Source organism: Mycobacterium sp. 050128 (assembly GCF_036409155.1).
Classification (GTDB): domain Bacteria; phylum Actinomycetota; class Actinomycetes; order Mycobacteriales; family Mycobacteriaceae; genus Mycobacterium.
Window position 1 is genome coordinate 2,046,483 of record NZ_JAZGLW010000001.1, and the last position, 21,990, is coordinate 2,068,472.

Sequence of the window (21,990 nt, forward strand, 5' to 3'; positions counted from 1 at the left end):
ACGCGATGACGGTCCGGCCACCGGCTTTCAAACCGGGCGAACTCAACGTCTACTCGTCGCCGCGCGAGGTGTCGGACGTCAGCCGCGCGCTGCGCCACACCGGCCGCCGGGTGATGCTGGTGCCGACGATGGGCGCACTGCACGACGGGCATCTTGCCCTGGTGCGCGCCGCCAAACGCGTGCCCGGTTCGGTGGTGGTGGTTTCGATCTTCGTGAATCCGTTGCAGTTTGGTGCCGGGGAAGACCTCGACGCCTACCCGCGCACGCTCGACGCCGACCTGGCGCTGCTGCGCGGCCAAGGTGTCGAGATCGTGTTCGCCCCGACCGCCGCGGCGATGTATCCCGACGGCATGCGCACCACCGTGGCGCCCGGGCCGTTGGCCGGTGAACTCGAAGGTGCTTCGCGGCCAACGCATTTCGCGGGGATGCTGACAGTGGTGTGCAAGCTGCTTCAGATCGTGCACCCGGACCGTGCGTTCTTCGGCGAGAAGGATTACCAGCAATTGGTGCTGATCCGACAGATGGTTGCCGACTTGAACGTCGACGTGCAGATCGTCGGTGTGCCGATCGTCCGGGAATCCGACGGGCTGGCGATGTCGTCGCGCAATCGCTACCTCGATACCGAGCAGCGCGAACTGGCCGTGGCGCTTTCGGCGGCGCTGACGGCCGGGGCGCACGCGGCGATACATGGTGTCCAGGCTGCGCTGGACGCGGCCCGCGCGGTGCTCGACGCCACACCCGGCGTCGTGCTCGACTACCTGGTTTTGCGCAGCACCGAGCTGGGGCCGGATCCCGTCGATGGAGCCGGCCGGCTGCTGGTCGCCGCCCGGCTCGGCACCACGAGACTGCTGGACAATGTCGCAATCCAAATCGGTAATCTCGCCGGCACCTCTGGGGGGCCGGACGGGCATGTTGAATCACCTTGGAGGAACTGATGTTTCGCACGATGCTGAAATCGAAGATCCACCGTGCCACCGTCACGCAGGCTGATCTGCACTACGTCGGCTCGGTGACGATCGACGCCGACCTGATGGACGCGGCCGACCTGCTCGAGGGAGAGCAGGTGACCATCGTCGACATCGACAACGGCGCCCGCCTCGTCACCTACGCGATCACCGGCGAGCGTGGCACCGGCGTCATCGGAATCAATGGTGCAGCAGCACATCTCGTGCACCCCGGCGACCTGGTGATCCTTATCGCCTACGGCACGATGGAAGACGCCGAGGCACGCGCCTACCAGCCGCGCATCGTCTTCGTCGACGCCGACAACAAGCAGATCGACCTGGGTAGCGATCCGGCATTCGTGCCCGACTTCGAAATACTCGGAGCGGCCGAATTGCTCCCCGCCCGCGGGCGGTACCCCCACAATCCCCGGATCGGCGCGCGATAGCCGTGCTGCTGGCGATCGACGTCCGCAACACGCACACCGTCGTCGGGCTGCTATCCGGCGCCAAGGAGCACGCAAAAGTCGTGCAGCAGTGGCGGATCCGCACCGAATCCGAGGTCACCGCGGACGAACTGGCCCTGACCATCGACGGCCTGATCGGCGACGACTCCGAGCAGTTGACCGGCGCCGCGGCGCTGTCCACCGTCCCGTCGGTGCTGCACGAGGTGCGGGTCATGCTCGATCAGTACTGGCCGTCGGTGCCGCATGTGCTGATCGAGCCCGGCGTGCGGACCGGGATCCCGCTGCTGGTCGACAATCCGAAAGAAGTGGGCGCCGACCGGATCGTCAACTGCCTGGCGGCCTTTCAGAAATTCGGGAAGCCCTGCATCGTCGTCGACTTCGGATCGTCGATCTGTGTCGACGTGGTGTCGGCCAAGGGCGAGTTCCTCGGCGGCGCCATCGCGCCCGGAATTCAGGTCTCCTCGGATGCCGCCGCGGCCCGCTCTGCCGCGCTGCGCCGGGTCGAGTTGTCCCGGCCCCGGTCGGTGGTCGGCAAGAACACCGTCGAGTGCATGCAGGCCGGCGCGGTGTTCGGTTTCGCCGGACTGGTCGACGGCCTGGTGGGGCGCATTCGCGAAGACGTCGACGGCTTTTCCGGCGACGACGTGGTGGTGGTGGCGACCGGCCACACCGCGCCGCTGCTGCTGTCCGAGCTGCAGACCGTCGCCCAGTACGACCAGCACCTGACACTGCAGGGGCTGCGGCTGGTCTTTGAGCGCAACCGCGACTCCGGCCGCGGCCGGCTGAAAACCGCACGCTGACTCTCGCGTGCAACGCCTGCGGCGGACCCGCCGCGATGTCATTTAAGCTGGCACGTCGTGAGTGCCGCCGATCAAGACCTTCCCGAGCAGTTCCGAATTCGCCGGGACAAGCGTGCTCGGCTGTTGGCCGAGGGGCTCGACCCCTACCCGGTGGCCATCGAACGCACCCACACGCTGGCTCAGGTCCGCTCCGCCCACCCCGACCTGGCGGTCGACACCGCGACCGACGACGTCGTCGGTGTGGCGGGACGGGTCATATTCGCGCGCAATTCCGGCAAATTGTGTTTTGCGACGCTGCAAGATGGTGACGGCGCCACGCTGCAGGTAATGATCAGCCTGGACAAGGTCGGACAGGATTCGCTGGACGCGTGGAAAGCCGACGTCGACCTCGGCGACATCGTCTATGTGCATGGCAACGTGATCAGCTCACGACGGGGCGAATTGTCCGTCCTTGCCGATTCCTGGCGGATCGCATCCAAGTCACTGCGGCCGCTGCCCGTCGCGCATAAGGACATGAGCGAGGAATCGCGGGTGCGGCAGCGTTATGTCGACCTGATCGTTCGCCCCCAAGCGCGCGAGGTGGCCAGGCAGCGAATCGCCGTTGTCCGCGCCATACGCAACGCGCTGGAACGGCGCGGGTTTCTCGAAGTTGAAACGCCAATCTTGCAGACGTTGGCGGGTGGCGCCGCTGCTCGGCCGTTCGTCACGCATTCCAATGCGCTTGACATCGATCTCTACCTGAGGATCGCACCGGAACTGTTCCTCAAGCGATGCATCGTCGGTGGATTCGACAAGGTCTTCGAGCTAAATCGCGTCTTCAGAAACGAAGGTTCTGATTCGACACATTCTCCGGAATTCTCGATGTTGGAGACGTACCAGACGTACGGCACCTATGACGATTCGGCACTCGTCACGCGAGAGCTTATTCAAGAGGTGGCCGACGAGGCGATCGGTACCCGACAACTCCCGTTGCCGGACGGCAGTGTCTACGACATAGACGGAGAATGGGCGTCGATACAAATGTATCCGTCGCTGTCGGCGGCACTGGGTGAAGAGATCACACCGCAGACCACGGTCGAGCGGCTATGGGCCATCGCGGAGCAGCTCGGCCCGGACTTCCCAGAGATACCCACCGACCGCGGCTACGGACACGGAAAGCTCGTCGAGGAACTGTGGGAGCACGCGGTGGGTAATACGCTGACCGCGCCGACGTTTGTCAAGGATTTCCCCGTCGAGACAACACCTTTGACTCGCCAACACCGCAGCATCGAGGGTGTGACCGAGAAGTGGGATCTCTATGTGCGCGGAGTGGAGTTGGCCACCGGGTACTCGGAATTAAACGATCCGGTCGTCCAGCGCGAACGATTTGCCGAACAAGCGCGCGCCGCGGCGGCCGGCGACGACGAGGCTATGCTGCTTGATGAAGATTTTCTCACGGCACTGGAGTATGGGATGCCGCCAACCACCGGAACGGGAATGGGTATCGACCGGTTGTTGATGACTTTGACCGGCCTGTCAATTAGAGAGACAGTTTTGTTCCCGATTGTTCGACCGCACTCCAGCTGAAAGCCGAACACACTGTGTTGCGCTCAGATTGAGTATGCTGCGTTCATATGGCAGATTAGTGACCGGGGAGTGGGTCCAAACTGCCCAGCAACTGCTCAGGAAGAACGCGAGGGTAAGCTAATGGCGAAAAAAGTCACCGTCACCTTGGTTGATGATTTCGACGGTGCAGGCGCCGCCGACGAAACCGTCGAATTCGGGCTTGACGGGGTGACCTATGAGATTGATCTTTCAACGAAGAATGCGGCGAAACTCCGCGGTGATCTGAAGCAGTGGGTGGCAGCCGGCCGCCGCGTCGGGGGTCGTCGTCGGGGGCGTTCCGGAACGGGGCGCGGCCGCGGGGCGATCGACCGCGAGCAGAGCGCCGCGATCCGCGAATGGGCCCGCCGAAATGGACACAACGTGTCGACGCGCGGCCGCATCCCGGCCGACGTGATCGACGCATTCCACGCGGCCACCTAACAAAGCGTTACCGGCGCCCGGTCGCAAAGGCCTGGGCGCCGGTTTCTGTTTTCGCTGGCGGCGAAACGATCATCGGCGCTCGGGGGAAACGATTTTATGGTTAATCTCGTTTCTCCAGCTATGGCTCGGTCGTCACGGGGGATTCCTCGCCACGCAGCCGACCAGGCCCGAACGGCAAGGCACCGCAAGGTTAGAACCCCGACGGGCCGACCATTACAGTGGACACCAGGTACGCGTCGCGGCCCCTGTGCCGACAACGATGAAGTACCGATGGTGAGGGAGAGCAGGTAACCACCGATGTTCGAACGATTTACTGACCGTGCCCGCAGGGTGGTCGTCCTGGCCCAAGAAGAGGCCCGGATGCTCAACCACAACTACATCGGCACCGAGCACATCCTGCTGGGTCTGATTCACGAAGGTGAAGGCGTCGCCGCGAAGTCGCTGGAGTCGCTGGGGATCTCGCTCGAGGGTGTCCGCAGCCAGGTCGAGGAGATCATCGGCCAGGGCCAGCAGGCCCCGTCCGGGCACATCCCGTTCACCCCGCGTGCCAAGAAGGTCCTCGAGCTGAGCCTGCGTGAGGCGTTGCAGCTGGGCCATAACTACATCGGCACCGAGCACATCCTGCTGGGCCTGATCCGTGAGGGCGAAGGCGTGGCCGCGCAGGTGCTGGTCAAGCTGGGCGCCGAGTTGACCCGGGTGCGCCAGCAGGTGATTCAGCTGCTCAGCGGTTACCAGGGCAAGGAGGCCGCCGAGGCCGGAACCGGTGGCCGCGGCGGCGAGTCGGGCAGCCCGTCCACGTCGTTGGTGCTCGACCAGTTCGGGCGCAACCTGACGGCTGCCGCGATGGAAGGCAAGCTGGACCCCGTCATCGGCCGCGAGAAGGAAATCGAGCGGGTGATGCAGGTGCTGAGCCGGCGCACCAAGAACAACCCGGTGCTGATCGGCGAGCCCGGCGTCGGCAAGACCGCCGTGGTCGAGGGCTTGGCGCAGGCCATCGTGCACGGCGAGGTGCCCGAGACGCTGAAGGACAAGCAGCTCTACACCCTCGACCTGGGATCGCTGGTCGCCGGCAGCCGCTACCGCGGTGACTTCGAGGAACGCCTGAAGAAGGTGCTCAAGGAGATCAACACCCGCGGCGACATCATCCTGTTCATCGACGAGCTACACACCCTGGTGGGTGCCGGTGCCGCCGAGGGTGCGATCGACGCCGCGTCGATCCTCAAGCCGAAGCTGGCCCGCGGCGAGCTGCAGACCATCGGCGCCACCACACTCGACGAGTACCGCAAGTACATCGAGAAAGACGCCGCCCTGGAACGCCGCTTCCAGCCGGTGCAGGTGGGCGAGCCGACGGTGGAGCACACCATCGAGATCCTCAAGGGCCTGCGAGACCGGTACGAGGCGCACCACCGGGTTTCGATCACCGATTCCGCGATGGTCGCGGCCGCCACACTGGCCGACCGCTACATCAACGACCGGTTCCTGCCGGACAAGGCGATCGACCTGATCGACGAGGCGGGCGCCCGGATGCGCATCCGCCGGATGACCGCGCCGCCAGACCTGCGCGAGTTCGACGAGAAGATCGCCGAGGCGCGCCGGGAGAAGGAATCGGCGATCGACGCTCAGGACTTCGAGAAGGCCGCCAGTCTGCGCGACCGGGAGAAGCAACTGGTCGCCCAGCGGACCGAGCGCGAAAAGCAGTGGCGGTCAGGCGATCTCGATGTGGTCGCCGAGGTCGACGACGAGCAGATCGCCGAGGTGCTGGGTAACTGGACCGGCATCCCGGTGTTCAAGCTCACCGAGGCGGAGACCACGCGCCTGCTGCGCATGGAGGACGAGCTGCACAAGCGGATCATCGGCCAGGTGGATGCGGTCAAGGCCGTCTCCAAGGCGATCCGCCGTACCCGCGCCGGGTTGAAGGACCCCAAGCGCCCGTCCGGTTCGTTCATCTTCGCCGGCCCCTCCGGTGTCGGTAAGACCGAGCTGTCCAAGGCACTGGCCAACTTCCTGTTCGGCGACGATGACGCGCTCATCCAGATCGACATGGGCGAGTTCCACGACCGGTTCACCGCGTCGCGGCTGTTCGGTGCCCCGCCGGGCTACGTCGGCTACGAGGAGGGCGGTCAGCTCACCGAGAAGGTGCGCCGCAAGCCGTTCTCCGTGGTGTTGTTCGACGAGATCGAGAAGGCACATCAGGAGATCTACAACAGCCTGTTGCAGGTCCTCGAGGATGGCCGGCTCACCGACGGGCAGGGCCGCACGGTCGACTTCAAGAACACCGTGCTGATCTTCACGTCCAACCTCGGTACGTCGGACATCTCCAAGCCGGTCGGCCTGGGCTTCACCCAAGGCGGCGGGGAGAACGACTACGAGCGGATGAAGCAGAAGGTCAACGACGAGCTGAAGAAACACTTCCGCCCGGAGTTCCTGAACCGTATCGACGACATCATCGTCTTCCACCAGCTGACTCGCGACGAGATCATCCAGATGGTGGACCTGATGATCGAGCGCGTCGGCAAGCAGCTCAAGACCAAGGACATGGCTCTGGAGCTGACCGACAAGGCCAAGTCGTTGCTGGCCAAGCGCGGCTTCGACCCGGTGCTGGGTGCTCGCCCGCTGCGGCGCACCATCCAGCGCGAGATCGAGGACCAGCTGTCGGAGAAGATCCTCTTCGACGAGGTCGGACCCGGACAGGTCGTCACCGTCGATGTCGAAGACTGGGACGGCGAAGGTACCGGCGAGGAAGCGAAGTTCACGTTCGTCGGAAGGCGCAAGCCGCCGGCCGAGCCGGAGCTGCAGAAGGCCGGAGCGCACGCGGCTCCCGAGAACCAGTAGCACTACAGCAAACGGGTGGCGTGGCGATCGCGCGCGCGGCGGAGCCGGGCGAAGCGGGTAGCCACAACCGGTCTAGTCTCTGACCGGACTAACCACCCGTTTTGCTGTGCTTAGGGCTAAGGGGCTTACCTGTGCTGATCGTCACCACAAATGACCTGCCGGGCTGGGAGATTCGACGAGTCTGCGGCGAAGTGTTCGGGCTGACCGTTCGATCGCGAAATGCGTTCTCCCAGATGGGCGCGGGCTTCAAGGCCATGTTCGGCGGGGAGCTGGCCGGCATGACCAAGAATCTGGCCGAAAGCCGCAACGAGGCGATGGGCCGGCTGATCTCCGAGGCGCGCAACCGCGGCGGCAACGCGATCATCGCGATGCGCTTCGACACCACCGAGATCGGCGACGTCTGGACCGAGATCTGCGCCTACGGTACGGCCGTGGAGGCGGTGCCGGTCACGGATGGGGCGAAGTACACGGCCAGCCAGCTCGGCTACGGTGGCGGCCCCGCGCAGCAGTGATGGTTTGCTCCATCGTGCAGTCCGCTTAGACTGACGACTGTTAACTGTTTTTCGGACGGGCAACGGAATCCTGGTGAAATTCCAGAACGGTCGCGCCACTGTAGAAAGTCAGACCCGGAACCCGTCACCAAGGTGGGACGCGTCATTCCCAGAAGGAGTCAACTGTGTCCAGTTCCGAGACGACGGGCGCCCGTTCGATTGATTTGTCGGCGGCACGTGCCGCGCTCTGGTTGGCGGCAACCGCCTTCCTGGCGTTATTGGCTCTTTATTTCGTCGGTGTCGATCAGGGCGCGGTGTCGCTGTTCGGCAGCGACACGCATGTGCACGAATTCGTGCACGATGCGCGCCATCTCCTCGGCTTCCCCTGCCACTGACCCGGCGTGGAGAAGCGTCTGATCGGACGCGGGCTGTTGGCGGGCGCAATCGGCGCCGCGCTGGCATTCATCTTCGCCCGTGTGTGTGCCGAACCCGTCATCGCCCGCGCGATCGAATTTGAGGACGGTCGAACCGACGCCGAGAACGCCCACGGCGTGCACGAACATGGCGCCGAGCTGTTCACCCGTGGTGTGCAGGCCAATCCCGGACTGGGTTTCGGGGTACTGATCTTCGGTCTCGCGATGGGCGCGCTTTTCGCGGTGCTGTTCTGCGTCGTCTACGCCCGCGCGACAGGCCGCGCGGAAAGCCCTGCGCCCCGCCGGCTTTCGCTGCTTCTAGCGGTCGGCGCGTTCGTGGCGGTGTACCTGGTCCCGTTCGTGAAATATCCGCCGAATCCACCGGCCGTCGGCCAGTCCGACACGATCGGGGTGCGCACCGCCTGGTACCTGACGATGGTGTTGGTGTCGGTGGTGCTGGCGATCGCGGCGGTTTGGCTGGCTCGGCCGTTGACCGATCGGTTCGGCGCGTGGAATGGACGGCTGCTCGCCGCGGGGGCTTACCTGGTGGCCGTCGCAGTCGTGATGGCGCTGTTGCCCGCGGTCGACGAGACGCCCGAACCGTTGCGCGACGCGTCGGGTGCGATCGTCTATCCCGGCTTTCCCGCCGATGTCCTCTACGAATTCAGGCTGCTGTCGCTCGGCGCGCAGCTGTTGCTCTGGGCGACCATCGGCCTGGTCTTCGCGACGCTGGCGGGGCGGTTGCTGGGAGAGCGCGCCGAGAGCGGACGGGTATCGAGCACCGCGGCGTGACGGAGGTCGTGCGACTGGTAATGGTGTCGCACGCGATGACCGATGCGATGGCGGCCGTGCGTTTTCCGGCCGACGAGCCGCTCAGTGCAACCGGCCGTCGTCAGGCCGAAGCCGCTGCGGGCCTTGACATTCGCGGGGCCCGCCAGCTGGCGGCCCCGGAAATGAGGGTCCGGCAAACCGCGCAGCTGCTCGGCCTGGATGCCACGACCGAGCCGCGGCTGGCCGATCTCGATTGCGGGCGCTGGCGTGGGCGGACTCTCGAAGGCGTCCCCGCGCCCGATCTCGAGGCATGGCTGAGTGATCCGGCTGCGGCGCCGCACGGCGGCGAGTCCATCGTCGACCTCACCGAGCGGGTCGCCGGCTGGCTGGCGTCGTTGACCGAAGGCCCACCGCGCACCGTTGCGGTCACCCATCCGGGGGTGGTCCGCGCGGCGATCCTGACGGCTCTCGACGCACCGCCGAAGTCCTTCTGGCGCATCGACATTGCACCGCTGAGCTGCGTCGCCATAAACTTTCGCGAAAACCGTTGGACACTCAGGCTGTAATGCGTTCTACGAGTTCTTCGGACCATGCGGCTGGCCGGACATTCGATAGCGCATACGTTATCGAATTCGTAAGTCTCTTATGCCCGAGAGTCAACGGCTCTGGAGCCGGCGCGGCGTGAATTCCGATCTCGGTGGCTCTGCGGCGAGTCAAACGTGGGTAGCGCCGTCAGGGCCGCGAGCGACACGGCGTCGAGCTGGCGTAGCTCAGGGTCTTTCACGTCGAAATCGGCGACGTCGAGACAACCACCGGAGTACAGCTGCGGCTGCAGTGACTACTGCGGCGCGACCAGCGCGAAAGTCTTCTTGGCCACTCCCAGCATCCAGCCGGTCACCTTCGGGCCGTGGTCGCGGGGCCAGTTCAGCTGGAAACTGACCACCCATGGTTGCTGCGTCTTGTCGACGGCGTACCAGCTGAAGGTCAGATCGCCAGGCAGCCCACCGGCTTTCGCGCCGATGTACGGCCACACGTTTCGGTCCAGCTGGATCCCCGACACAGCCGACAGGATCTGCTTGACGGGTGCGGCTTCGCCGACGGCGTCGGCCTGCAGCGCGGCATGAACCCGGCAGATGTCCTCGGCGCTGCCATACCACTCCACCCCGGAGGCCGAGGCGGGAGTGTGGGCGCGCGCCGGATCAGGTTGGTAGGGAGCCGAATTCGCCTGCGCCAGCAGCTGGGCGCGGACCTGCGGGGTCGCGTTCTGCCACTGGCTGCGCAGATCCGGTTCGCCCCAGCCGATCGAGAACAGCTCGTACATCGTGGGGAACGGGGTCATGCTGGCCGGGTCGTGATGGCCGGCCGAGGCGAGCGCGGATTCGATGGCGTGCTTGCCCATTCTTTCGATCAGCAAGTCGGTGGCCATGTTGTCGCTGTTGGCGATCATCTTCGCGGCCGCGGTGCGCACCGAGACATGGTCGCCGGGAGCAAGTCCCAGGCCCGAAGAGCCCACCGCCTTGCTTTTGTCGGTAACGGTCAGCTGTTCGTCCCAGGACACCGTGTGGTTGCGTACCGCGCCGGCCAGCGCGTGCAGCACGTATAACTTGAAAATCGATGCCAGCGGCAGAGATTCGACGGTATTGGTCCCCATCACGGGATCGCAGTGGCCCGGAACGGACTTGTCGACCTTGGCAACCTGATAGGAGTATCGCGCACCGGTCTTGCTCAGCGTCGCGTCGATGTCATGCCATGAGGTGATCGTCGGCGCCATCGTGTCGAGCTCGAATCGATCAACCCGGCCGACGTCGTCGGTGTGGATCCGGATGTCTTGCCGCGCGCCGTAGGAAGAGGTGAGGTGCAGCGTGGCGACACTGGCGCTGATGTCTACCCCGTCCAGGGTGAAGGGGCGATCCCACCAGAGCTCTTCCATGGTCTTTTCGACCGAGTCCACCTCGCCGGGCGCGGCAAGCGTGCCCACTCCGATCGGGCCGATCGGCCAGTCGGAGTTGAGCATGTCGACGGTCTGCTGGGCCCGCAGTCCGGGAGGTGTCCGGGTGTCGATCGCACGTCCCGGGTTGGCCGCGTTCGCCTGCGGTGACCGGGAAGACGAGCAACCCGGAGCCAGAGCCGCCACGAGTGCCGCGGCCGCCGTCACCGCCAGCACGCGTTGTCGTGCGGGACCCAGCCTGTCGGGCCTATTCAGACGGCTTACTCCCCGCGACGTCCATGACAACCTCGAATTCCAGCAGCGACGCACCGGTCGCCACCGGGTTGGCACGCTGACCAGCATGGGCTTCGACGGCGGGCCCACTCGCCCACGCCTGGAATGCTTCATCGGACTCCCAGTGTGTCACGACGAAGTAGCGGTTCTCGCCCTTCACCGGACGCAGCAGCTGAAAGCCGAGGAAGCCGGGCTGGTTGTCCACCGCATGGGCGCGATGGGCGAAGCGCTTTTCCAGCTCAGGGCCGGCGTCGGCGGGCACTTCGATTGCGTTGATCTTCACCACTGACGGCATGTTCGCTAGGCTACCCCGCACCCTGCCCTGTCCTGCTCATGGGCGGGCCACGCAAGATGGTGCAATGCCCACCGATCTGTTGACCTGCCGGGGCGGGCAAGGCGAGCCGTTGATTTTGGTCCACGGCCTGATGGGCCGCGGCACCACCTGGTCGCGCCAGCTGCCATGGCTGACCCGGCTGGGCACCGTCTACACCTACGATGCGCCGTGGCATCGCGGCCGCGATGTCGAGGACCCGTACCCGATCAGCACCGAACGCTTCGTGGCCGACCTCGCCGACGCGGTAACCACATTGGCGACGCCGGTGCGGCTGGTGGGCCATTCGATGGGGGCACTGCACTCCTGGTGTCTGGCCGCGCAGCACCCCGAGCTGGTTTCGGCCCTGGTCCTCGAGGACATGGCACCCGACTTTCGCGGCCGTACCACCGGTCCGTGGGAGCCGTGGCTGCACGCGCTTCCGGTCGAATTCGACACTGCCGAACAGGTTTACAACGAATTCGGTCCGGTCGCAGGCCGATATTTTCTGGAGGCCTTCGACCATACCGACTCCGGTTGGCGGTTACACGGTCACACCTCGCGATGGATCGAGATCGCCGCAGAATGGGGCACCCGGGACTACTGGGAGCACTGGCTGGCGGTCCGGGTGCCGGCGTTGCTGCTCGAGGCCGGCAACTCCGTCACTCCGCCCGGCCAGATGCGCGGTATGTACGAAAAGCATTCGACGGCAACATATCTGGTGGTTCCCGAGGCCGGTCATCTGATTCACGACGATGCCCCGCAGGTCTACCGTGAAGCCGTCGAGTCATTCCTCGCCGGCGAGCCCGAACCGGCCGTCGCTGGTCTGCGTCACTAGGCCGTCGGCAAGCAGCGAATACAGTGCCCGGTCGCGCTGGGCGGTATCGGTGAGCCACGCGACATCCAGCTCCGCCCGGCTCACTGGAGAATCCTTGGCGCGCAAGACATCCAACAACCGTCCGCGGACTTGGCGATCCGTTCCGGCATACGTCTGAACGCGGCGGGCCGGCCCTTGCGCGGGCGGAAAGCCGGCCTGCCGCCACGCACAGTGCTCTAGCGGGCACAACCCGCAGCGCGGAGCGCGCGCAGTGCACACCGTGGCGCCCAGCTCCATCAGTGCCACCGAAAACTGCGGCGCCGTAGCGTCTTTCGGCAACAGCGCCGAAACGTCGGCAAGGTCGCGGGTTGTGGACGCCGCAGCGGCGTCGGCTAGGCCGTGCACGGCGCGGGCCACCACCCGTCGCACATTGGTGTCCACCACCGGCACCCGCTTGCGGTAGGCGAAGCACGCCACGGCTCGCGCCGTATAGCTGCCGATGCCCGGCAACCCCAATAGGATTTCGACGTCGTCGGGAACGACGTCGCCGTGATCACGCGCAATGACGATGGCGCATTCGTGCAAGCGCTTTGCCCGCCTCGGGTAGCCCAGCTTGCCCCACGCCCGCAGCACGTCGGCCGCACTGGCCGCCGCGGTCGCCGACGGTGTGGGCCAGCGCCGTACCCAGTCCGTCCAGATCGGCAGCACCCGGGCCACCGGAGTCTGTTGCAGCATGAATTCGCTGACCAGGATCTGCCACGCGTCCACACCCGGTTCCCGCCAGGGCAGATCGCGGCGCGAGAGTTCGTACCACCCCAGAAGTTCACCCGCCGGGATTTGCCCCTGGCTAGTCATCGGCGCCCTCGGCAAGCCAGAATGTCTCCCATGCCCAACTCCAATCCGGTATCCGCATGGAAAGCACTCAAAGAGGGTAACGAGCGATTCGTCGCCGGACAGCCTGCGCACCCGAGCCAGAGCGTCGAGCATCGTGCCAGCCTGGCTTCCGGGCAGAAGCCCACAGCGGTTGTGTTCGGCTGTGCGGACAGCCGGGTGGCCGCCGAGCTCATCTTCGATCAGGGCCTGGGCGACATGTTCGTGGTGCGCACCGCCGGGCAGGCGATCGACTCCGCGGTACTGGGCTCGATCGAGTTCGCGGTCACCGTGCTCGACGTTCCGCTGATCGTGGTCCTCGGCCACAACAGCTGCGGCGCCGTCAAGGCCGCCATCGGCGCGGTCGACGACGGCGCGATCCCAGGCGGTTTTGTGCGCGACGTGGTGGAGCGGGTCGCGCCGTCGATTCTGCTGGGGCGCCGTGAGGGGCTGAGTCGTGTCGACGAGTTCGAGGCACGGCATGTATGCGAGACGTTGGCGCAGCTCACATCGCGTTCTGCCGCCATCGCCGAGCGCGTTTCGGCTGGCACGCTGGCGCTGGCCGGGGTCACCTACCACCTCTCCGACGGGCGCGCGGCGCTGGTCGATCACGTCGGCGACATCGGCGAATAACGGGCGGGCCTCGCCAGCAGCACGGGCCACTAACACGGCGGTTGGCCAGCTAACATCGCGACACGCCGAGTCGGATCGGACAAATCGGTGTGACCTGGACTTATGGTGTGACCGTGCTGGATCTGGAACCGCGTGGCCCGCTACCCACGGAGATCTATTGGCGGCGCAGGGGGCTGGCCCTGGGGATCGCGGTCGTCGTGATCGGCATCGCTGTCGCTACTGTCATCGCCTTTATGGGCAACAGCGCGGGCGCCAAGCCTGCCAGCGTCAACAAGGCCGGCCCGGGTCAAAGCGCCGCGGTGGCACCTCCGCCGCAAGTGCCGCCCCCGCCGGGGCAGGAAGGCGTCACCCCGGTGCCGGCTCCGCAGGGGCAAAACCCCGAGGCCCCGACGCCGACCGCGGCGGTACAGCCGCCTCCGGTGCTCAAGGAGGGCGACGACTGCCCGGACTCGACGCTGGCCGTCAAGGGCCTGACCAACGCCCCCCAGTACTTCATCGGTGACCAGCCGAAGTTCACGATGGTCGTCACCAACATCGGCCTGGTGGCGTGCAAGCGTGACGTCGGCGCCGCCGTACTGGCCGCCTACGTGTACTCGCTGGACAACAAGCGGCTGTGGTCCAATCTGGACTGCGCGCCGTCCAACGAGACCCTGGTCAAGACCTTCACGCCCGGCGAACAGGTGACGACGGCGGTGACTTGGACGGGGATGGGATCCTCGCCGCACTGCCCGCTGCCGCGCCCGGCGATCGGACCGGGCACCTACAACCTCGTCGTGCAGCTGGGCAACCTGCGCTCGATCGCGGTGCCGTTCATTCTGAACCAGCCGCCGCCCCCGCCGGGGCCGGTGCCGGGTCAGCCGGCGGTGCCGCAGCCCGAGGCTCCGCCCGGGGCAGCTCCCGGTCCGTCGCCCGCGGGCTAGTCAGTTGAGCGGGTCGGCGATCGTCGACTCCGCCAGTTGGGACAGGCCTTCCCGCACATGGCGGGCCCACATCGAGCCGATGCCGTCGACCGATTGCAGGTCGTTGGCGCTGGCCGCCAGCAGACCCTGCAGCGTCCCGAAGTTGCGGACCAACAGGTCGACGTGGGCGAACTGCAGCCGGGGGATACCGGCCATCGCGCGGTAGCCACGGGGGCTCAGCGCCGAATCCTGCGCCTCCGCCGTCGTCGGATAACCGAAAACCTTTGCCAGCGAAGTGATTTCGAGCAGCTCGGTGTCCGACAAGGAGTCCAGCTCGTCGAGCGTCCCGATCATCTGCACATCGGACAGCGGCTCGGGGCTGGCGTGGTAGTCGCGCACGATTAACTCCCGATCGGTGTCGTTGCCGCCCAGCAGCTCCTCGAGCTGAAGCCGCAACTGACGTCCGTCGGTGCCCAGTTCGACGACGTCATAGTCGATCACCAGCCCGATGCGGCGGACCAACTCGAGTCGCTGCACCACGGTCATCACGTCGCGCAGCGTGACGAAGTCTTCGATCTCGGCCCGTGACAACAGCCGGCTGACTTCGTCGAGGCGGGTCTTGTAGCGCTCCAGGGTCGCGATGGCCTGGTTGGCCCGCGACAGGATGGTCGCGGAATCGGCCAGCACATGACGCTCCCCGCCGACATAGACGGTGACGATGTTCATCGAGTGGCTGACCGAGATCACCGGGTGGCCGGTCTGGATCGCGGCGCGTTCCGCCGAGCGGTGCCGGGTGCCCGACTCGTCGGTGGGTATCGACGGATCGGGCACCAGCTGCACGTTGGCCCGCACGATGCGGCTGGCGTCGGTGGACAGCACAACGGCACCGTCCATCTTGGCCAGCTCACGCAGTCGCGTCGGGGCGTATCGGACATCCAGGGCGAACCCGCCGTCGCAGATGGCCTCGACGTTCTCGTCGTTGCCGAGCACGATCAGCGCACCGGTACGGCCGCGCAGGATGCGCTCCAGGCCGTCCCGGAGCCCGGTTCCCGGTGCCAGGCGGGCGACTGTTTCACGTAGCGTCGGACGCGTCACAGCGTGTCATTCTGCTACGCCAGGGCTTATGGCGTCGCAATGTATAGCCGTTTGGGTCCCGGGGGCCCGACGGCGCGGTCGTGGGCGATGTCGATCATGTGCTGCAGCGCCGCGCCGATGTTGGGCGCACTCAGTGCGCGCATGCCCCGCGGAACGGCCTCGCACCCGGGCGGAACCAGGGCGATGGTGAATCCCTGCCGGGCCGCTTCGGCCAGGCGCCGGTCGATGCCGCTGACCCGGCGCAGATCGCCCGCCAGGCCGACCTCGCCGATCATCACCGCGGTGGTGGGCAGCGGCAGGTCGGCCAGGGCCGAAGCCAGCGCGATCGCGACGGCGAGGTCCGAAGACGGATCGGTCAGCCGCATGCCGCCCACGGTGGACAGGTAGATGTCGTTGGCGGCCAGTGGCAGCTTGGCGTGCTTTTCCAGCACGGCGGTGATCATCGCGGCACGGGAGTGGTCGATCCCGCTGACCGCGCGGCGCGGTGAGCCGGCGTTCGGGGTGGCCAGCAGCGCCTGGACCTCGCCGATCAGCGGCCGTTTGCCGTCCAGCGCCACCGTGATCGCGGTGCCGGGCACCGGGGCGGGGCGTTGATCCAAGAACAGGTTCGACGGGTCGGCAACACCCTCAATTCCGTTGTCGTGCAACGTGAAACACCCGACTTCGTCGGCGCCGCCGAATCGGTTCTTGATGCCGCGGACCATCCGCAGCGAGCCGTTGCGGTCGCCCTCGAAATGTAGAACGACGTCGACGAGGTGTTCCAGCGAGCGCGGGCCGGCGATCGCGCCGTCCTTGGTGACATGGCCGACGAGGATCAGCGCCACGCCGTTGGACTTGGCCGCTGCCGTCAGCGCCGCCGTCACGGCGCGCACCTGCGTGACCCCGCCGGCGACCCCGTCGGACCCGGCGGTGGACATGGTTTGCACCGAGTCGACGATCACCAGCGCGGGCTTGACCGTCGCGATGTGCTCGAGCACCGTGTGCACGTCGGATTCGGCGGCCAGGTAGAGCTCGTCGCTGCCGCAATCGATGCGGTCCGCGCGCAGTCTGATCTGGCCCGCGGACTCCTCGCCGGAGATGTACAGCGCGCGCCGCCCGGACTGCGCCCACAGGTGGGCGACCTTGAGCAGCAACGTCGATTTACCGACGCCCGGATCGCCGGCCAGCAGCGTGACCGAGCCGGGGACCACGCCGCCACCGAGTACGCGGTCGAGTTCGTCGATGCCCGTCGCGCGGTGCTGGCTGGCGCCCGCCTCGACGGAACTGATCGGAACCGCCTGCGACGTCCGATTCAGCGACCGACGGCCGCCCACCGCGCCGAGCACGGTCACCTCATGGACGGTGCCCCAGGTGCCGCATTCTCCGCAGCGGCCAACCCATTTGGCGGTGACGTGTCGGCACTCCGAGCAACGATATTGCGAGCGCGCATTAGCCACGTCATGACGGTATCCGCCCGCGCCGACAAGACCAGCCGGGACACGGCCGTTTAGGCCTCCGGCGGAGCCATCCCGGCCGAAATCGGCACCTGCACGCTGGCTTGGCCCGCCTTCTCGAAGGTGAAGGTGAAGTTGTAGGAAAGCCCGTTGCTGATGGGCTTGGCCAAGTTGATGGATGCCTTGGCCGCGCTGTTGGGATTGAGCGGGCCCGGCGCCACCCTCTGGCCTTCCGGCGTGCCGATGAACAGCATGCCGCTGGCGGGCAGCCGAGCGTCGCCGGTCACCGTCACGGTGCCGATGTCACTGGTGATGCCCAGCAGCCGGTCCTCGACATCGGGGGACTGATTCACTGCTACCAGCACCAGGTCCACATTCTTACCCGGGCGTAGGTAGTCGCCGGTCTGCACGGCCTGGATGCGGATGTCGCGCAGTGCCACGTTGTTGAACGTGACCTTGTTGCCGTTGACGGCGGGCTCCTGGGTGGCCATCTGCGAGATCTGTCCGGCGCCACAGCCGGTGAGCACGGTGGCGACCAGGGCAGCCAGGCCAACCAGGACGACTCGGGTACGAAGGCCGACCGCGAGGCTGGTCTTGAAGCGGTTCACTCGATGCCTCCTGGGCTCGGTCTGGCTGTTCAGAGCAAGTCGCGGCACGATGACGCGTGCAACTATGCACAGTAGTAGGAACGACGTTTAAGCGGTAGCGCAGGTAGCAAGACCAGCACCGCAGCGCCGGTGGCAGGGGCACTGCCGGGGCCACGACCAGGCGTTGCTAGTGTGTTCCATTGCACGTCTTCGTCCGTCTGTCAACCCCTATTCAGCGCACGTTGTGCCCCTGACCTGCACTGTTGCTTCGCGTGTGTTGGACCGCCGTGTTAGACTGAAGTAACGAAAGGGGCTCGAATCTGATGATCTTCAAGGTCGGCGACACCGTTGTTTATCCACACCACGGTGCTGCGTTAGTCGAGGCGATCGAAACCCGCACCATCAAAGGGGAGCAAAAAGAGTATCTCGTCTTGAAAGTTGCGCAGGGTGACCTGACCGTTCGAGTTCCCGCCGACAACGCCGAGTACGTCGGCGTGCGCGACGTCGTCGGACAAGAAGGCCTGGACAAGGTCTTCCAGGTGTTGCGCGCTCCCCACACGGAAGAGCCCACCAACTGGTCACGGCGTTACAAGGCCAACCTCGAAAAGCTTGCTTCCGGCGACGTCAACAAGGTTGCCGAAGTTGTCCGCGACCTGTGGCGTCGCGACCAGGAACGCGGCCTGTCCGCGGGCGAAAAGCGCATGTTGGCGAAGGCCCGGCAGATTCTGGTCGGTGAGTTGGCGCTCGCTGAGAGCACCGACGACGCCAAAGCGGAGACCATTCTCGACGAGGTTCTGGCCGCAGCTTCCTGAAGGCCCTGAGCTCACGTGGTCGGGGGCACAGTTGTCGCAGTGGTCCCGGCCGCGGGGTTGGGGGAACGGCTGCGTGCCGGTATCCCGAAGGCATTTTGCGAACTCGATGGGCGCACGCTGCTGGAATGGGCCGTTGCGGGCCTGCTGAATTCGGGCGTCGTTAGTCATGTCGTGGCGGCGGTACCCGCCGATCGCGTGGAGCAGGCCAAGCAAGTTCTAGGCAGCCAGGCCACCGTGGTGGCCGGCGGAGCCGGGCGCACCGAATCGGTCAATCTGGCGTTGTCGGCCGTGGCTGGCGAACCAGACTTCGTGCTGGTTCACGATGCCGCCCGTGCGTTGACACCGCCGGAGCTGATCGTGCGCGTGGTGGACGCGCTGCGGGCCGGTCACGGCGCCGTGGTGCCCGCGTTGCCGCTGCATGACACCATCAAGGCCGTGGATGCCGACGGCGTGGTGCTGAGCACGCCGGAACGGGCCGGGCTGCGCGCGGTGCAGACGCCGCAAGGGTTCGCCACCGAACTGCTGTTGCGCGCGTACCAGCGAGCGGCGGGCGCGGTTTTCACCGACGACGCGTCCATGGTGGAGTACGTCGGCGGCCAGGTTCAGGTGGTCGACGGCGACCCGCTGGCATTCAAGATCACCACTCCGCTGGATCTGTTACTGGCCCAAGCGATTGTGCGCCGGTGAACGCGCTGCCTCGGGTCGGCCTGGGTACCGACGTACACCCGATTGAGCCCGGACGGCCCTGCTGGTTGCTGGGTCTGCAATTTCCCGACACCGACGGTTGCGCCGGCCATTCCGATGGCGACGTCGCCGCGCACGCGTTGTGCGATGCCCTGTTGTCGGCCGTGGGGTTGGGCGACATCGGTGGCGTGTTCGGGGTCGACGATCCGCGCTGGAAGGGCGTCAGCGGCGCCGACATGCTGCGCCACGTCGTCGAGCTGGTATCGGAGGCGGGGTTTCGGGTCGGCAACGCCGCCGTGCAGGTGATCGGCAATCGGCCGAAGATCGGCCCGCGCCGCGCCGAGGCGCAGCAACTGCTGTCGGATCTGCTGCAGGCACCGGTATCGGTCTCGGCGACCACCACCGACGGGCTGGGCCTGACGGGCCGGGGTGAGGGTTTGGCCGCGATCGCGACGGCCCTCGTTGTCGCCGACGGATAGCGCCCGCGAGCTGCGGTCGGCCGAGCTGAAGTAGCAGGTAAGCTGGCACGTCGTGACCGATCGCCCCCCCATGCGGCTACACGACACCGCAGCCGGTGCTGTGCGTGATTTCGTTCCGCTGCGCCAGGGGCACGTGTCCATCTATCTCTGTGGCGCCACCGTTCAGGGCCAGCCGCACATCGGCCATGTCCGCAGCGGCGTGGCCTTCGACATCCTGCGGCGCTGGCTGATGGCGCGCGGCTATGACGTCGCGTTCATCCGCAACGTGACCGATATCGAAGACAAGATCCTCGCCAAGGCCGCAGCAGCATGCCGGCCGTGGTGGGAGTGGGCGGCGACCTACGAGCGCGCATTCACCGCGGCCTACGACGCCCTGGACGTCTTGCCGCCGTCGGCGGAGCCGCGAGCCACCGGCCACATCACCCAGATGGTCGAATTAATGGAACGCCTGATCGAAAATGGTCACGCGTATGCCGCCGCCGGTGACGTCTACTTCGATGTGCTCAGCTACCCCGAGTACGGGCAGCTGTCCGGCCACCGGATCGATGACGTCCACCAGGGCGAGGGGGCGGGCACCGGCAAGCGCGACCAGCGCGATTTCACCTTGTGGAAGGGCGAGAAGCCGGGTGAGCCCTCATGGCCCTCGCCGTGGGGCCGCGGGCGCCCGGGCTGGCACCTGGAATGCTCAGCGATGGCGCGCACCTATTTGGGTCCCGAATTCGACATCCATTGTGGTGGAATGGATTTGGTGTTCCCGCATCATGAGAACGAAATCGCCCAGAGCCGCGCGGCCGGGGATGGGTTCGCCCGCTACTGGCTGCACAACGGCTGGGTGACGATGGGCGGGGAGAAGATGAGTAAGTCGCTGGGCAACGTGTTGTCCATCCCGGCGATGCTGCAGCGGGTGCGGCCGCCGGAGCTGCGCTACTACCTGGGTAGCGCCCACTATCGCTCGATGCTCGAATTCTCCGATACCGCCCTGCAGGATGCGGTGAAAGCCTATGTGGGAGTTGAGGACTTCCTGCATCGCGTGCGCGTCCGGGTCGGGGGCGTGGTCCCCGGCGAGTGGACGCCGCGATTCGCCGACGCACTCGACGACGACCTCGCGGTGCCGATCGCGTTGGCCGAGATCCACCAATCCCGCGCCGAGGGCAATCGGGCGCTCGACGCGGGCGATCACGAAGGTGCCCTGCGGCAGGCCGGCTCGATCCGCGCGATGATGGGCATCCTGGGCTGCGACCCGCTGGACGAACGCTGGGAGACGCGCGACGAGACGTCGGCCGCCCTCGCGGCCGTCGACGTGCTGGTTCAGTCCGAGCTGGAAAGCCGCAAGCGAGCCCGCGAGGAGCGCAATTGGGCTCTCGCAGACCAGATCCGGGACCGGCTCAAAATCGCCGGCATCGAGGTCACCGACACCGCCGACGGGCCGCAGTGGGAGCTGCAAGCCGGCCTAGAAAAGTGATGGACGAGTAGATGGCCGGCAACTCCCGGCGCCAAGGGGCGATACGTAAGTCCGGCAGCAAGAAGGCCCCGACCGTAGGTTCGGGCGGCCAGCGGCGTCGTGGCTTGGAGGGTCGTGGCCCCACGCCGCCCGCGCGTCTGCGCCCCAACCATCCCGCTGCCAAGCGCGCCGCCCAGCCACAACAACGCCGGCCGGCCAAACGCACCGACGAAACCGAAACCGTGCTGGGCCGCAATCCGGTGGTGGAATGCCTGCGCGCCGGGGTGCCCGCGACGGCCCTGTACATCGCGCTCGGCACCGAAGCCGACGAGCGGGTGACCGAATCCGTTGCCCGGGCAGCCGATTTGGGCATCGCGATCTTGGAAGTGCCCCGCACCGACCTGGACAAGATGACCGCGAATCATCTGCACCAGGGCATCGCGCTGCAGGTGCCGCCGTACAACTACGCCCACCCCGACGACCTGCTCACCACCGCACTGCAGTCGCCGCCGGCGCTGCTGGTCGCGCTGGACAACATCTCCGACCCCCGCAACCTCGGGGCAATCGTCCGCTCGGTCGCGGCCTTCGGCGGACACGGAGTGGTTATCCCGCAACGCCGTTCGGCTTCGGTGACGGCGGTGGCCTGGCGCACCAGCGCCGGCGCCGCGGCCCGCCTGCCGGTGGCGCGCGCCACCAATCTCAACAGAACACTGAAGAATTGGGCCGACCGTGGAGTGCGGGTGGTCGGATTGGACGCCGGCGGTGACACCGTGGTGGACGACCTGGACGGCGCCGACCCGATAGTGGTGGTCGTCGGGTCCGAAGGCAAAGGCCTCTCCCGGTTGGTGCGGCAGAACTGCGACCAGGTGGTGTCGATACCGATGGCCGGTCATGCCGAATCGTTGAATGCTTCGGTGGCCGCCGGGGTGGTGCTCGCCGAAATCGCGCGTCAGCGCAGGAGTTAACCGG

Annotated in this window: 24 protein-coding genes; 18 read left to right on the top strand and 6 right to left on the bottom strand. The window is 66.5% G+C overall.

All coding sequences use genetic code 11. The features are described from left to right. The first annotated feature begins 5 nt into the window (after nucleotides 1-5). The 10 genes from panC (at nucleotide 6) to SKC41_RS09880 (ending at nucleotide 9,306) form a co-directional block, all read left to right on the top strand. A complete protein-coding gene (panC, locus tag SKC41_RS09835; RefSeq protein ID WP_330978821.1) occupies nucleotides 6-935 on the top strand; it encodes a pantoate--beta-alanine ligase in 930 nt (309 codons plus the stop codon). Further along, nucleotides 935-1,390, top strand: a complete 456-nt coding sequence (gene panD, locus SKC41_RS09840; RefSeq protein ID WP_330977455.1) for an aspartate 1-decarboxylase — start codon at nucleotides 935-937, stop codon at nucleotides 1,388-1,390. Before panC ends, panD begins: the two co-directional genes overlap by 1 nt. A gap of 2 nt (nucleotides 1,391-1,392) precedes the next feature. Further along, entirely contained in the window at nucleotides 1,393-2,208 is an 816-nt protein-coding gene (locus SKC41_RS09845) for a type III pantothenate kinase (RefSeq protein ID WP_330977456.1), read from the top strand. A gap of 57 nt (nucleotides 2,209-2,265) precedes the next feature. Beyond that, on the top strand, nucleotides 2,266-3,774 hold the full coding sequence (gene lysS, locus SKC41_RS09850; RefSeq protein ID WP_330977457.1) for a lysine--tRNA ligase: 1,509 nt from the start codon (nucleotides 2,266-2,268) through the stop codon (nucleotides 3,772-3,774). Between the two features lie 120 nt (nucleotides 3,775-3,894). Next, nucleotides 3,895-4,233 carry a histone-like nucleoid-structuring protein Lsr2 gene (lsr2, locus tag SKC41_RS09855; protein ID WP_085223269.1) on the top strand — a complete coding sequence of 113 codons (339 nt, stop codon included), beginning with the start codon at nucleotides 3,895-3,897 and terminating at the stop codon, nucleotides 4,231-4,233. Nucleotides 4,234-4,530: 297 nt separating this feature from the next. Then, nucleotides 4,531-7,065: an ATP-dependent protease ATP-binding subunit ClpC gene (gene clpC1 / locus SKC41_RS09860; RefSeq protein WP_330977458.1), complete on the top strand. Its 2,535-nt coding sequence runs from the start codon at nucleotides 4,531-4,533 to the stop codon at nucleotides 7,063-7,065. Nucleotides 7,066-7,196: 131 nt separating this feature from the next. After that, nucleotides 7,197-7,577 carry a YbjQ family protein gene (locus tag SKC41_RS09865; protein WP_090607361.1) on the top strand — a complete coding sequence of 127 codons (381 nt, stop codon included), beginning with the start codon at nucleotides 7,197-7,199 and terminating at the stop codon, nucleotides 7,575-7,577. Between the two features lie 164 nt (nucleotides 7,578-7,741). Then, nucleotides 7,742-7,951: a CbtB domain-containing protein gene (locus SKC41_RS09870; protein ID WP_090607359.1), complete on the top strand. Its 210-nt coding sequence runs from the start codon at nucleotides 7,742-7,744 to the stop codon at nucleotides 7,949-7,951. Between the two features lie 6 nt (nucleotides 7,952-7,957). Then, nucleotides 7,958-8,761 carry a CbtA family protein gene (locus SKC41_RS09875; protein ID WP_330977459.1) on the top strand — a complete coding sequence of 268 codons (804 nt, stop codon included), beginning with the start codon at nucleotides 7,958-7,960 and terminating at the stop codon, nucleotides 8,759-8,761. Next, complete coding sequence (locus tag SKC41_RS09880) at nucleotides 8,758-9,306, top strand: histidine phosphatase family protein (RefSeq protein ID WP_330977460.1); 549 nt, start codon at nucleotides 8,758-8,760, stop codon at nucleotides 9,304-9,306. Before SKC41_RS09875 ends, SKC41_RS09880 begins: the two co-directional genes overlap by 4 nt. 272 nt (nucleotides 9,307-9,578) lie before the next feature. Here the strand turns inward: SKC41_RS09880 and SKC41_RS09885 are convergent, their stop codons facing one another. Continuing rightward, nucleotides 9,579-10,973 (bottom strand): serine hydrolase, encoded by a 1,395-nt coding sequence (locus SKC41_RS09885; RefSeq protein WP_442931582.1) that lies wholly within the window; start codon nucleotides 10,971-10,973, stop codon nucleotides 9,579-9,581. Next, on the bottom strand, nucleotides 10,936-11,256 hold the full coding sequence (gene mhuD / locus SKC41_RS09890; protein WP_330977461.1) for a mycobilin-forming heme oxygenase MhuD: 321 nt from the start codon (nucleotides 11,254-11,256) through the stop codon (nucleotides 10,936-10,938). The genes SKC41_RS09885 and mhuD overlap by 38 nt, the downstream gene beginning before the upstream one ends. Before the next feature lie 64 nt (nucleotides 11,257-11,320). Here mhuD and SKC41_RS09895 point away from each other — a divergent pair, with 64 nt between their 5' ends. After that, nucleotides 11,321-12,109, top strand: a complete 789-nt coding sequence (locus tag SKC41_RS09895; protein WP_330977462.1) for an alpha/beta fold hydrolase — start codon at nucleotides 11,321-11,323, stop codon at nucleotides 12,107-12,109. Here the strand turns inward: SKC41_RS09895 and SKC41_RS09900 are convergent. After that, the gene (locus SKC41_RS09900) at nucleotides 12,059-12,943 is read right to left on the bottom strand and encodes an A/G-specific adenine glycosylase (RefSeq protein WP_330977463.1); all 885 of its coding nucleotides are present in this window, start codon (nucleotides 12,941-12,943) and stop codon (nucleotides 12,059-12,061) included. The two genes, SKC41_RS09895 and SKC41_RS09900, sit on opposite strands and share 51 nt — an antisense overlap. A gap of 30 nt (nucleotides 12,944-12,973) precedes the next feature. Between SKC41_RS09900 and SKC41_RS09905 the strand changes: the two genes are divergently transcribed. Together SKC41_RS09905 and SKC41_RS09910 are read left to right on the top strand one after the other, a co-directional pair. Next, nucleotides 12,974-13,591: a carbonic anhydrase gene (locus tag SKC41_RS09905; RefSeq protein ID WP_330977464.1), complete on the top strand. Its 618-nt coding sequence runs from the start codon at nucleotides 12,974-12,976 to the stop codon at nucleotides 13,589-13,591. Between the two features lie 113 nt (nucleotides 13,592-13,704). Then, nucleotides 13,705-14,511 carry a hypothetical protein gene (locus SKC41_RS09910; protein ID WP_330977465.1) on the top strand — a complete coding sequence of 269 codons (807 nt, stop codon included), beginning with the start codon at nucleotides 13,705-13,707 and terminating at the stop codon, nucleotides 14,509-14,511. On the opposite strand, the gene disA is transcribed toward SKC41_RS09910, so the two are convergent. From disA to SKC41_RS09925, 3 genes are read right to left on the bottom strand one after another with little or no spacing between them, the layout of a single operon-like run. Continuing rightward, nucleotides 14,512-15,585 (bottom strand): DNA integrity scanning diadenylate cyclase DisA, encoded by a 1,074-nt coding sequence (gene disA, locus SKC41_RS09915; protein ID WP_330977466.1) that lies wholly within the window; start codon nucleotides 15,583-15,585, stop codon nucleotides 14,512-14,514. A gap of 26 nt (nucleotides 15,586-15,611) precedes the next feature. Beyond that, nucleotides 15,612-17,021, bottom strand: a complete 1,410-nt coding sequence (radA, locus tag SKC41_RS09920; protein ID WP_330977467.1) for a DNA repair protein RadA — start codon at nucleotides 17,019-17,021, stop codon at nucleotides 15,612-15,614. 50 nt (nucleotides 17,022-17,071) lie between these two features. Beyond that, on the bottom strand, nucleotides 17,072-17,626 hold the full coding sequence (locus SKC41_RS09925; protein WP_442931583.1) for a hypothetical protein: 555 nt from the start codon (nucleotides 17,624-17,626) through the stop codon (nucleotides 17,072-17,074). Nucleotides 17,627-17,928: 302 nt separating this feature from the next. On the opposite strand from SKC41_RS09925, the gene carD reads away from it, so the two are divergent. The 5 genes from carD to rlmB are packed head-to-tail and all read left to right on the top strand — an operon-like array spanning nucleotide 17,929 to nucleotide 21,986. Beyond that, the gene (gene carD / locus SKC41_RS09930; protein ID WP_007166539.1) at nucleotides 17,929-18,417 is read left to right on the top strand and encodes an RNA polymerase-binding transcription factor CarD; all 489 of its coding nucleotides are present in this window, start codon (nucleotides 17,929-17,931) and stop codon (nucleotides 18,415-18,417) included. 15 nt (nucleotides 18,418-18,432) lie between these two features. Beyond that, entirely contained in the window at nucleotides 18,433-19,104 is a 672-nt protein-coding gene (gene ispD, locus SKC41_RS09935; RefSeq protein WP_330977468.1) for a 2-C-methyl-D-erythritol 4-phosphate cytidylyltransferase, read from the top strand. Beyond that, a complete protein-coding gene (gene ispF / locus SKC41_RS09940; protein ID WP_330977469.1) occupies nucleotides 19,101-19,580 on the top strand; it encodes a 2-C-methyl-D-erythritol 2,4-cyclodiphosphate synthase in 480 nt (159 codons plus the stop codon). The genes ispD and ispF overlap by 4 nt, the downstream gene beginning before the upstream one ends. A gap of 52 nt (nucleotides 19,581-19,632) precedes the next feature. After that, nucleotides 19,633-21,042 (top strand): cysteine--tRNA ligase, encoded by a 1,410-nt coding sequence (gene cysS / locus SKC41_RS09945; protein WP_330977470.1) that lies wholly within the window; start codon nucleotides 19,633-19,635, stop codon nucleotides 21,040-21,042. Between the two features lie 11 nt (nucleotides 21,043-21,053). Next, on the top strand, nucleotides 21,054-21,986 hold the full coding sequence (rlmB, locus tag SKC41_RS09950; RefSeq protein ID WP_330977471.1) for a 23S rRNA (guanosine(2251)-2'-O)-methyltransferase RlmB: 933 nt from the start codon (nucleotides 21,054-21,056) through the stop codon (nucleotides 21,984-21,986). Nucleotides 21,987-21,990: the final 4 nt, after the last annotated feature.

Bases quoted from the DNA above. Each gene is read 5' to 3' on its own strand.
- SKC41_RS09905 (WP_330977464.1), top strand. From the start codon at position 12,974: ATGCCCAACTCCAATCCGGTATCCGCATGGAAAGCACTCAAAGAGGGT.
- lsr2 (WP_085223269.1), top strand. From the start codon at position 3,895: ATGGCGAAAAAAGTCACCGTCACCTTGGTTGATGATTTCGACGGTGCA.
- clpC1 (WP_330977458.1), top strand. From the start codon at position 4,531: ATGTTCGAACGATTTACTGACCGTGCCCGCAGGGTGGTCGTCCTGGCC.
- rlmB (WP_330977471.1), top strand. From the start codon at position 21,054: ATGGCCGGCAACTCCCGGCGCCAAGGGGCGATACGTAAGTCCGGCAGC.
- mhuD (WP_330977461.1), bottom strand. From the start codon at position 11,256: ATGCCGTCAGTGGTGAAGATCAACGCAATCGAAGTGCCCGCCGACGCC.
- SKC41_RS09895 (WP_330977462.1), top strand. From the start codon at position 11,321: ATGCCCACCGATCTGTTGACCTGCCGGGGCGGGCAAGGCGAGCCGTTG.
- panC (WP_330978821.1), top strand. From the start codon at position 6: ATGACGGTCCGGCCACCGGCTTTCAAACCGGGCGAACTCAACGTCTAC.
- SKC41_RS09900 (WP_330977463.1), bottom strand. From the start codon at position 12,943: ATGACTAGCCAGGGGCAAATCCCGGCGGGTGAACTTCTGGGGTGGTAC.
- panD (WP_330977455.1), top strand. From the start codon at position 935: ATGTTTCGCACGATGCTGAAATCGAAGATCCACCGTGCCACCGTCACG.
- carD (WP_007166539.1), top strand. From the start codon at position 17,929: ATGATCTTCAAGGTCGGCGACACCGTTGTTTATCCACACCACGGTGCT.